7 protein-coding genes and 1 pseudogene are annotated in these 11103 nt (G+C 58.5%); all 8 read right to left on the bottom strand.

Going from position 1 to position 11103, the window contains the following annotated elements; translation table 11 throughout:
• Positions 1-48: 48 nt before the first annotated feature.
• A complete protein-coding gene (locus EV666_RS17730; protein ID WP_245514511.1) occupies positions 49-402 on the bottom strand; it encodes a hypothetical protein in 354 nt (117 codons plus the stop codon).
• The gene (locus tag EV666_RS17725; RefSeq protein WP_132010921.1) at positions 399-3236 is read right to left on the bottom strand and encodes a DNA methyltransferase; all 2838 of its coding nucleotides are present in this window, start codon (positions 3234-3236) and stop codon (positions 399-401) included. Before EV666_RS17725 ends, EV666_RS17730 begins: the two co-directional genes overlap by 4 nt.
• Positions 3237-3245: 9 nt before the next feature.
• Entirely contained in the window at positions 3246-4583 is a 1338-nt protein-coding gene (locus tag EV666_RS17720) for a hypothetical protein (RefSeq protein ID WP_132010919.1), read from the bottom strand.
• Between the two features lie 2 nt (positions 4584-4585).
• On the bottom strand, positions 4586-8317 hold the full coding sequence (locus EV666_RS17715) for a DUF6079 family protein (RefSeq protein ID WP_245514510.1): 3732 nt from the start codon (positions 8315-8317) through the stop codon (positions 4586-4588).
• Between the two features lie 14 nt (positions 8318-8331).
• Complete coding sequence (gene brxF, locus EV666_RS17710) at positions 8332-8790, bottom strand: BREX-3 system P-loop-containing protein BrxF (protein WP_132010917.1); 459 nt, start codon at positions 8788-8790, stop codon at positions 8332-8334.
• A gap of 2 nt (positions 8791-8792) precedes the next feature.
• Complete coding sequence (locus tag EV666_RS17705; protein WP_132010915.1) at positions 8793-9683, bottom strand: WYL domain-containing protein; 891 nt, start codon at positions 9681-9683, stop codon at positions 8793-8795.
• Positions 9684-9820: 137 nt separating this feature from the next.
• The gene (locus tag EV666_RS17700; protein WP_132010913.1) at positions 9821-10051 is read right to left on the bottom strand and encodes a DUF2274 domain-containing protein; all 231 of its coding nucleotides are present in this window, start codon (positions 10049-10051) and stop codon (positions 9821-9823) included.
• Between the two features lie 2 nt (positions 10052-10053).
• Positions 10054-11007, bottom strand: a pseudogene (locus tag EV666_RS17695) (TraB/TrbI/VirB10 family type IV secretion system protein); the annotation flags it as partial.
• Positions 11008-11103 lie beyond the last annotated feature (96 nt).

Below are 11103 nucleotides of genomic sequence, written 5' to 3'. Positions count from 1 at the left end.
CGTCGCCGGACATCCGCAAAGCCAGATCGACGAACTGCTGCCATGGGCCTACGCCTCGGACCCAATCAAGGCCGTGGCCTGAGAACAGCGGTTACCGTAGAGCTGGTGCGGCAGCGGCACGACGCTCGACTGGATCGGCGCCAGCAACAGGTTGTCCTCTAGCGCGTCCAGAAGCTTCGCCGCTGCGGCGGTGTGCAGGATCTGATCAACCGTCGGCTGGACCGCGTCGAGCGGGCTCAGATCGCGCGAACGGGCGCGGACGACGGCGTCCTTGCCGGGCAGCCAGACCCGATAGGCGGTCTCGCCCCAGATCTCCTCCCGGTCAACGACACGGCAGGGTGCGGCATGCCTCTCATGCCAGCACCACGCGCCGATGCCATGTCCGCCGTCCGCATGCGTCACGCATCAGCCTCCATGCGGGTGAGCGCCTGGTCGTACCAGAGCAGCAGCTTCTCATCCTCCTGCAGCGCCTCCTCGGGGATCTTCTGGGCAATGCCGATGATGGTCTTGTAGTCCTTCGCACCCCACGCGGTTTTGAAGCCTGCGCGCAGCACTTCGAGCCGGAACTCCTTAAGCTTTCGGCCGGGCGCGGACTTGTAGTTCTCGAATTCCTTTAGCAGCGACCGCTCGCGCTTCTGCTCTAGGTCCTTTGCCTTGCTCGGGTCGGGCACAAACCAACGATCCTTCGCCTTGGACTTTAGCCGCGGATCATCCTTCTCCAGCCCACGCAGATCCTTAAAGTTGGTGGACAGATAGCTGTGGATTTGGCTCGGCACATCGCCATGGCCTGGATACTCAAGGAAGTTGTCTTCAAGCAATCTCCTGAGCTCCGGCCGCTCCTCGTGTTTTCGCCATCCGGCTCCCAGCTGGCCGAAAAACTCGGGTTGAAGCTCTTGATACGTCGAAGGGCGCCGCTTTAAAAAGTCAGTAAGCCAATCAATCGCGCTCCGCTCGTCGCTAACAAACAGCTCAATTTGTGGCGCGCTGTGTGATCGCGACCGCCTTTTGTCATATTCCCCAACCTGATCTTGAAGAAATATCATTCCATCTCTTTCGTCAAAAAGACGATCGAGCGAAGACTGAAATTCCGCTGATGACATTGGCACAGGCGCATTATGCCGAATGAACCATGCGACCATTCTATCAAATATCACCCTTGGATCGCGTTCATTGACAAAGTCCAATTCGGATCCCTTGGCTTTCGTAATTGGAAGATATCGCAGGTGAGTTCGGACAAAATCCCAGACGGACTCTTCCGTTCCGGCATTCTGAACAAATCGCCCCTCCAAGCCGCCGTTTGGCTTGTAAGCTGAGATAACAAGGTCCTGTTTTACGGCGGTTGTGGTATTGACTGCCTTGAAGCTGCCCTGTTTCTTATCTAGCGCCGAAACATTGGCAACGACGAAGCCCGCCTCCTGCATGGCAGTCTGGATTGCATTCCATACAGTGGCCTGGGTGTTCGAAAACTCGACGGTCATCCATCTGCCAGGCTTTAAAACGCGGTACGCCTCCTTAAAACAGTGGGCCATAAGTCTACGATAATCATCCAAAGATTTGCCGTGCGATCTGCTCTCGACCGCCTCGCTCCCCGCGTTAGTCTTTACTGCGAGCCATGACTCCCAAATGAAATTGAGATCGGCGTATTGAATATTCGCGCCGAATGGGGGGTCTACGAAAACGTAGTCAACACTGTCGTCAGATAAATATAAACGTGTTGCCGATCCTGTTGTCGTAATTGTAGTTGGGTGCCAAGTGAAGCTGCATTTCATGCGAACCATCTTGTCGATGTGCTCCTTGAGCAGCTTGGTAATTGGAATTTCCTTGATTAGAGATGGTATGTATAGGGTCCCGCTCATTGGCCCGCCGCCAGCGCCAAAGCTTCCGTTCTGAGAGCGAAACCGATAAAGTTTCGATGCGACCAACATCGTAGATGTCAGATTAGAGCATCTAAACAAGTTAGGATGGCTATCTCTGTATGCACCAAGACCAATCGCGTTTCTTCTAGTGAAAAAATGATGGGTATGCGTGATGCCGGCGTCATCATTCCGCCTTGCCTCATCACCCACAGGAATACGGTCCGAGGGAATCCGATATTTGCTCGGCAGAGCCTCGATTGCCTTCAAAAGAGCTATGTCAAACCTATCTGGTTTCTTGCTAAACTTAGACTTTCCGAACTTGTAATCGATGTGGACGGGCAATTGTTTTGCCTGTCGGATGTTCACACCCAACTCCAGATCGAACTTGTTTTCCCAAGCGCGCTCTAGCGATCGCTTGGCTACGCTCGCTCCGCAATGCGGACAAGAAAAAGGTTCCGAAACTTGACCTGTCTTCTTATCAACGGCGGAATCCCAGAAAACAATCTCGCCAGTGCACTCTGCGCATATAAAAACGTCTGACCAAACAGTGTAATTAATTCGACCGAAGTTCCCACTCTGCTGCATCGCATCAATACGACCCGCCTCCAGGTCTGCGATTGCGCGATCAACTCGGTCATCGGTTGAGTTGTGGATGGTCAAAAACATCCACGAGCAGCTCTCTTCAACTCTGCGAAGCGCTGCCTTAGCCTCAGTTTCGAACGAGCTTGCATCAAAGCTGTTGAAGTTGCTCGCTATGAAAGTCGCTGCGGGAGACAGGTCGTTGAGAATAGCACTGCGAGCGCCAATACGGGAGATTTTCGCCCATTTCTTTTGACCCTCCTCCTCTTGGTGCTCGAAAATCGTCCCGTCTGCATCAACCCGATAGCCAAGTTCTTGGATCTCCTTGCGGTCGGCACATAGTTGAGCTGCGACACCGGTCATTCCAGTACCGCAAAAGCTGTCAAGCACTACGTCGCCTGGGCGGGTATAGTGGAGGAGATATCGCATGATTGCCCGGTGCGGGACTTTTGTGTGATACGTGTGCGAGAGATAGACAGGATTGTTTTTCCCCTCGCTAACATCAGCCGCAAAGGGCTTCTTATCGTAGTGGAGCTCTTGTTCGTGCGGTTTTCCTTGGTGCTCAACAAAATCCGCCAGCCAGGGATTGGGGCACGCCGTGTAGTATGGCGGATCGGACATCGCCAGGATCGCGTCGTCTGAACCTTGCGGAAACCCCTCCTGCTTCCGGAACGCCGGATCCTTCAGCTTCTCCGCCAACAGCCCTAGGAAGTGCTCCCGCCGCGCATCCTCGCTCGGGAAGGTCATGCCAAGGCATTCGACGGGAGCATTAGCCTTTGTGGTTCTCATCAAATCGTTCATGGCTGTTCCTCAAGGATTCGCGTTCAGGCGCTCTCGCAGCCCGGAGTAACGTTGTTGCTGCCTTCCGTTCAGCTCGCCGAGAAATGCCTCCCAGTGAGGCCGGCTGGCCGGAAGTAAAGTTCGGGTGCTGTCGAAGAGCTGTTCGAGGATTTCCGGAGTGCCGGCGGCATCCCAGATCTGACCATTGTCAGCGGCAGCGGTCAGCACAGTTTGCAAATCATCGGCCTCAAAAAGCGGGGCAAGCGGCAGGATGACGGACTGTCCAAGTTGCTCGGCTGACCGATAGCTCCCTGCCTGTGCATAAAGTGCGATGCCGGCCGGAACGAGTTCTCTGCGGGGATGCTCTGAGATGATGCTGATCTTGGTAGTCGCATCGAAGCCATTGAAGCGATCGACAAGAACTGCCGACAGCGGCGCGATGGCGAAAGCGTCGAATGCCGCATGCGCCTTCAACGTGTCTACGTCAGCAGTTTCGAGAAGCCGTCGGATTCGGGTGCGATCGGGCTCAGCCATCCAGTCCCAGATGCGCGGATCGGCCTCCAGGAACGGGCTTATGCTTAGGAGGACGTCGTCTTGAATCTGTCCGACCCTGACGGCGACAAACGTCGGCATCATGCCGTCGTAGATTGCGGTCTTCGATTTGGCGATCTCGCGAAGAACAACGGCAAGCGTTCTGACCTTCGTGGCATACTTCTGCCGTTCAGCACCGAAAGGCGCGGCGAGGATCGCCTTGATGAGATTGACCACCAATATATCTTTGGCTCGGTCGAGATAGCGGGCGCGCAGGAACGCGCCGATGTCTTCGGGCGTCGCTGGGAATGCCGGGCCGAGCAGGTCTGCGTCGAACCGAGCTATGGCGCTCTTTCCCTGCAGAGGGGCGTGAATGAGCAGATGCTGTAGGGCATGAACGATGTGTGCCCGGACCAACTCCGGTGATGGCTGGAAAAGCTCGTCTTCGACCACGAATGCCGGATGGGCACAAAGGTGTCGGTCATCCCGCAGCCTGCCAAGTGCCGAGTATTCATGCGGCGCGAGAAGCTGGAGATCACTATTAGCTTTGTCGAGCAGCTCGCTCTCGATGGTCTGAAGCTTCCGCTTGTCCTTCGCTGCGATAGCGGCATCGAGATCCGCGACAAATGCTCGTGGGGCAGCCTCACCTTGGCCAGCCAGTTCACGCGCCTTGGCGATGATGTCGTAAGCAACAGCGATCCAAGTCGACATGATGGCTGAGCGCAACGCGCCGCCACGGTAGGCCGTGATAGCCTCACCGATAAGACGACGCGACTCCCGGTCCCTTACAGCGAGAACGAGGCTATCGATGTCAGAATGGCCGACGCTCACGCTCATGATCACTCCACCACGAAGCGCAGCTTGGTGGTGTCTTTGCCCTTGCAGCGGTCGTTCAGGAAGGACTCGAAGCGCTTGCGCAGGTCCTCGGGCGTCGCTGGGGATCCGCCTTGCAGAAGCGCCTGTCTGATGTCCGCGCTGCTGACGTTGATCTTTTCCAGCCCAGACAGCGCCTCCTGGACGGCCGCGACGAACTCGGGCGTCACTGGATCCGGAAGGCTCTTGGACGATATGAAGCCATCGACGAGGCTACGGGCGGCTGGCTTCAGGAGATCGAAGTTCTCCTGGATGATCGGATCATCGAGGTTGTCGAGCAGGGTCTGCGTCCAGCCATCGATCAGCCGGTCGAGCTCGTCATCGAGCTGCTTCAGGACATTGGCGGCCGGGAGCATGTCCCCTTGCTCGTTCGCCGGCCGGAAGCCGCAGTGCGGGCAGACGGGGCTGGCCGAAAGTTCAGATTCGACGAGCGATGCGCAGCTCTTCAGCTTGTCCAGCTTCTCCTCGAAGCTCGTCAGCTGGCTGGTCGGCATCAGCGAAATGCCAGCCAACGCCCGCATGGCGATCAGCCGCGGATCCTTGCGCAGCGCGGATTTCGTCTTCTCTTCCGTGACCCCAAGGCGCGCCTTGCTGTGCAGCCCGACATAGGCCGTGATGTAATCCTTCTTCAGCTTGGCCAGCGTCTGCCGGTACTCGGCCGCGTGCTGCGCGGTCCTATCTGCCGCAAGCTTGTCGAGGACCTGCTTGCGCGCATCTTGCGCCTGTCGCACCCAAGTATGGTCTGCCGACAGAACCATCTCGGCCTGCGACAGATAGCTGGCCGTGGTGCCGAGGTCGGCGACCAGCTCCAGCATCCCCTCGACAGCCTGCAGAACCTCGAGGTTCTTTTTCTGGGCCTCGATATCGTCAGAGCCGATGCGAAGGTTCTTGAGCTTCCCGACGGTGTTGTAGGGGGCCAGGCTCTCCGAAAAGGCTTTGAGCGCATCAAGCTTGGTGCGCCAGTCCCGGATCTCTTCTTCCCGCAGCAACGGCTGACCCCAGAAGCTCAGCCGACCAGACATGTCCGTGGCGGCGCTGAGCACGCGCCGCGTCAGCTTTCCGACCTCCTCCTGGAGCAGCTTGACCGGCTCGTCCGATCCCTGTGTTGCCTGCTGAGCGAGCCCGGGCGGCAAGCCCAACATCTCGAACAGTGAGCGGAGGACGGCGACGTTGATCTCCTTCGGCGCCTCGACGTGCTTGAACTGCTTCAGCTCGTCGAGCGGCCTTTCAGCCAGGAGCGTGATCTTGCCGGAATCAATCTTGTCGCCGGTGATCGCCAGGACGATGTCGCCGGCATAGACCAGCCCACCCAGAACGGTGACCAGCAGATCGGGCTCCAGGCGGAACTTGATCGGCGCGAAATACTCGACGTCGGCGTCGCCGCTGACCAGCTCGCCACGATTCAGCACCTGGCCATGGCCTTTCGCCTTCAGCCGAGCGAGAACATCCTGTGCATAGCGAGACCGTGTGGGGTCGATGCGATCGCCGTCCAGCATCTCCAGGCCGTCGAGGATGACTACGGCGTCCTTGGTCCGGTTTCCGCCTGCCAGCGCGCGCAGGGCGTTGCCGACAAGCTGCTTCCGGTTCGCCTCGGTGACGAGCGCGGAGAACGTCGGGTATTCAGGCGCCACCTCGGCAAACTGGTTGTTCAGCGCGAGACCGGAGATGACGTTGACGACGTCGCGGAAGTTGATCCGCTCTTCCGGGCCAAGACGGGCCTTGTCGCGCAACGAGACGCCCTTGGTCCACTCCTGCAAGGTCTTGCTCTTGCCCTGATAGGTGACCTCGTAGGCCGTCATCTGCTTTTCCTGCAGCCACTTGCTCATGTCGCGCAGGGCATCTTTGGCCTTGTCGAGGTAGATGGATTTTGCGCCGCCGCTGGCGGTCGATGCGAGATCCTGAGCGGCCGCATAGAAGGAGAGATGACGCCGGATCGCATCATCGAGCCCTTTGAGCCGGAAGAAGACCTCGTCAGCCTTGTGGTCGTCCCGGAACCGTGGCGGCTCGAATGGCTGAATAAAATAGATATAGAAGTCGCGTTCCGGCTGGGCTGTTGGGCGATCATTGGGCGCGCCAAAGAAGAGGTAGCCGCTGCGCTCGACGCGGTGATCCTGCCACTCAACCTGATATTGCCAGATCTGATGGCCGGTGACGTAGGTCGTGTCGTCAGTGCGCTCCATCAGCTGGCGGACCGCGCTGTAGTACGCACGATCGAGCGCGTCATCCGAGAGGGCTTCAGCGCGCTTCTCGATCTGGGCGTCATAGTCGACGTCCTTCTTCAGATCGAGGTAGTACTGTTCAGTGTCCGGCGCTTTGGAAATAAACTGGCCGTTGACGGTCTTCAGTGTCTCCCGCAGGACGGTCTGGACGAGCGAAAGCAGATCCGCTTCCGGCTCTCCGCCCATCTCTTCGATGCCCGGCTGAAACAGGCAGAGCGTGTCGCGGAGTTCCTCAGCAGTCGGGCCTACGGGAACATAGATGTCGCCGCCCGTCGTCAAGCGATGCACCGAGAGTCCGTCAATGATGCGGAGCGCCATCGGTCTGTATGCCGGACGGGTGAAAGCCTTTCTTACGCGCTCTGACAGAACCTCGGAGACCTTGAGCACCGGCCCGATGTTCGGGTCTGCCCGCAGCACGGAGTTTGACGTAACCGTTTCCCAGAATTTGTCGTAACCGATCAGCCCCGGTCGATCATCGGGCACTTCATCGGTGAGAATGGCCTGAATCTGATCCCGGAGCGTAACCAGCGCACCACGCTTCTCGGTGAACACCAGTCGCTCGAAGGTTCCGATGTAATCGGGATGTACCGGGAACAATCGGACATACTCATCCATGCGCTCGTTCATCGAGCCATAGAATTTCGCAAATGGCGTAAGGTATGTGCGAATCTTGTTCTGCTGATCTGCCGTCTTTTTCAGGAGGCGCTCCGCCACTACGAAGCTGACGTCCTGGCGGGCGAGCAGGATCTGCGTGAAGCGATCCTTCACACGGCGAAGGCTGTCGGCGACATGCTGGAAGCGGCTGCTGTCAAAGATCGCTTCTTGGACGCCCGCGACGAACCGGAAGCGGAGGTGCTTTGTGACCTCGCCGATCTCACGCAGGAACGACAGGTCGAGAACCAGATCGTGATCCTTGCGTGACCGCAGGTATTCGAGGAACTCATCGACGACGAGGAGCACGCCATGATTGGGATGGACCTCGGCGAACGCCGCCATCATCTCCTCGAAGGCGGCCTTGTTGTTGATGACCTTATCCGCTGAGGGAAAGGAAAAGCTGACGCCGTGCTTTTCGAGAAACACCTCAAGCTGTTGCGTGATGATGTCCCGCAGGGACATCTGGCTGGATATCTCGATCCGGTGAACTTTGAATTTGCCTGCGATGGCGCCCGCAGCCTCGGCCACCTTGGGATGACGGATCATCGAAACATATTCGGCATCTTCAGCAACCAGCGAGAGCACCGACATCAGGTGCGACTTACCGGTGCCGTAATTGCCAACGACCAGTACGCCCTTGTGGTCAACCGCCTCGTCGAACGAGAGCTGGGGGATCATCTGCTTGGCGATCCGTTCGGCCATGTCATCCGAAATGACGTAGGTCGATACCAGCTTCTTGGCTTCGCCCGGGCGATTAGCGTCCAAAAGCTGAATGACCGACTCGATCGGCTCAAATTGAATGAGATCGCCATAACGCATCGGCATCCCGTATTCCCCCTTCAACGAATTTCGAATGGGACCAGGCCGTCGATGCCATAGTCCTGGTGTTCTGGATGTCCTGTCGTGGCGTAGGAGAGCCGGTCTTCCCGGAGCTCTCCTGGCCACACCGCGATGACGCGGCGCGCGTGAGCGTGCCGCTTCAATATATCGAGCGGGCTGAGCTGCAGCGTTCGATCGAACAGGACCTCGATATTATCGATGAGCAAAAGCCCATTGCTGGCAAAGTGATCAGCAAGGTTCTTTAGCAGATCGGCTGCGTGCAAATGTCTTCGCGTACTCGGCACTACCAGCAATTCTCGAGAAAGAGCGGCTCCGATGTTCAGCACGGACACTTGCCTTCGCGCGGATAGCTGCATGAGCAGACTGCTCTTTCCGGATCGAGGCGGACCGATCAGGAGTGCCAATTTGCTGTTCAGACTCGCGATATCGTCGACGAGGCGATCCAGTTTCTCAATCATGGTCAGCCCTCCATCCTCGTCTCGAAGGTCTGAGCCTGCGCGATCATGCCAAGTACGGCGCCATTCAGCAGCACAACCTGCTGATCCTGAGGCCGCCTCGCAGTAGGGTCAGTATCCAGACCCAGGCGTTTGAGCGCATAGTAGAGAAGCGCCTTCCGGACCGGGATCTTGGCTTTCCCGCCGCGCATTCCGTAATCGAGAGCGACAACCCTCTGCTGCGTATCGGACAGCTCTGGATGCGGTCCGATCTCCAGCGTGATTTCCTCGTTCCAATCGGTATCGCCGCCAGGCTCAACCTCACTGGGTTTGGAACCACGCACGTCGACAACCCGAGCGAGGAGGAAATCCTTGTAGGTTCGGTCGATCTGGCAGAAGGCCCGCGCGTGCCAACGAAAGCCATCGAAGCCGATGGCGTGCGGCGCGATCCAGCGCCAGCGAGGCTCCGGCCGCGAAAGCGACTGATATTTGATCTCAATGGCGAGATTGTCGCGAATGGCACCAAGCACGGTCCGCAGCGTCTCGTTCGTGACATCGCGCGCGGGAACAGGTGGGCCGCTAAAGGGCGGGAAATGTGCGATCCATGATGCCGCGGCCGGCAATATGCCTTCGGCGACAGATCGCAGCTGCGTGAGATAATGGGCGGCGTCAGGTTTCAAAAAGCAGGGCTGGAACGTCTCGCTCGCCACGTACCGTTTGGCGCTTTTGTCGTAGACCGCGTTCTGCGGAGCTCGTTCCTGATAAAGCGTCAAATCTTTCGATGCTTGCGGTATCGACACGTCGAAGGCCTCGACGATATCGGATCGGTTGACCCCGCCTTCCCAATAAAGACGAAACTCAATGAATTCGAGCCGGCGCTCTACGCCCCATTTCAGCACCGTTTTGCCCCCCGGCATCGCAAGCATCCCAAAGTCGATAGCAACAAAGACTCGATGGGAATATCGACGTGACCCGTTAAGTTATTATCCCCATCTGGATGGCTGGTCAATCTACGAGGGATGCGAATGTCGGCGGCTGTTTCAAATCGCGCGGATCAGGACGTGGTTGGGGAGCCCCTTCTGGCCCGGGCAAAGCCGCGATCCGTGGCAATGAACCGCTCGAGCATCGGCACGATCAGCTTCACCGGATCCGCCGCGGCTTGACCGCTCTCACGGGCCAGCACTTCGGCATAAGCGGCCAGATCCCGATGGAGCGGCCCGGGCAGCGCCACTGTCACCTTAACGGGTTTGTCCTCGACGATGGGACCCAGTTTCAACTTCGCCATGATCAGCTCCTGTAAGGCTCGAGCACGAGGTCGCGGGTGACGATTACCCGAACCGGAAAACCCGGGCGGATGGTGAGCGTTGGCTCGACCTGCAATTGCCGCTGGATGATCTGCTGCCCAGCCTGATTGATGGTGTCCTGCGCGCCGTCACGGATGGCGCGGATCAGCCGGTCCTCGTCGCTGGTCGCGAGTTCGGTTCCAATGCCGAGTAATGTCGAGAGCCCGGCGGCCTTCATCAGATCCCACCAATGATAGTCGACGCCGTCTTCAAGTCCGGCATAGCCGGCGGCGTCCGCGCCGGGCTGACGCTCCAGCACGATCGAATGGCCATTGGGAAAGACCAACCTGTTCCACACCAGCAGCACGCGCCGCTGACCGAAAGTCACGCCGTCATCGTATTCGCCGATGATGCGGGTGCCCTGCGGGATCAGAAGCAGGCTACCGGTCGGGCTGTCATAGACGTTCTGGGTCACCTGGGCGGTGACCTGTCCCGGCAGATCGGAACGAATACCGGTGATCATCGCCGCTGGGATCACGGCTCCCGCCTGAAGGATGTATGGCGATGCAGGTGCCATGACGCGATCGAGGGCGACTGTCTGCCGATCGACGGGCTCATTGAGGAAAGCGGTGTGTCTGTCCTGTGCGGCAGGCAGGCCCCCAAGATCGAGGCCGGCAAGGCTGGATACAGCCGCACTCGGTGTGGCTCCAGTTGCAGGAGCGGTCTGAAAGAACACACGACTGGTGCGAGCGGCTTCTTCTTCGGCCAAACGGCGCTGCTCCTCGGAATCGACGGCCGGCGCTGTGATTGCAGGCGGCGCGACTGGCTGCCCCCGGTTCTGGGCATCGAGGATCGGACCGCCGAGATCACCCGGCAAGGGCGGTCCAAGAACCGGGCCGGTATAGTCGCGCGGCAGTTCGGATAGCCCGTCTGCCGTCGGACGGTTCTCGACAGAATAGTGAGAACACCGGGAATAAAGTGCGCCATTTTCTGGCGTGCCTCACCGATATAAAAGTATGCCAGTCCTGCTAGACCTCCGTTTTTTGGCGGAGGC

It is taken from the genome of Camelimonas lactis, assembly GCF_004342915.1.
In the GTDB taxonomy this organism is placed as follows: Bacteria; Pseudomonadota; Alphaproteobacteria; order Rhizobiales; family Beijerinckiaceae; genus Camelimonas; species Camelimonas lactis.
The sequence above is the reverse complement of the archived record's forward strand: the minus strand, read 5'-3'. Positions and strand labels throughout refer to the sequence as shown.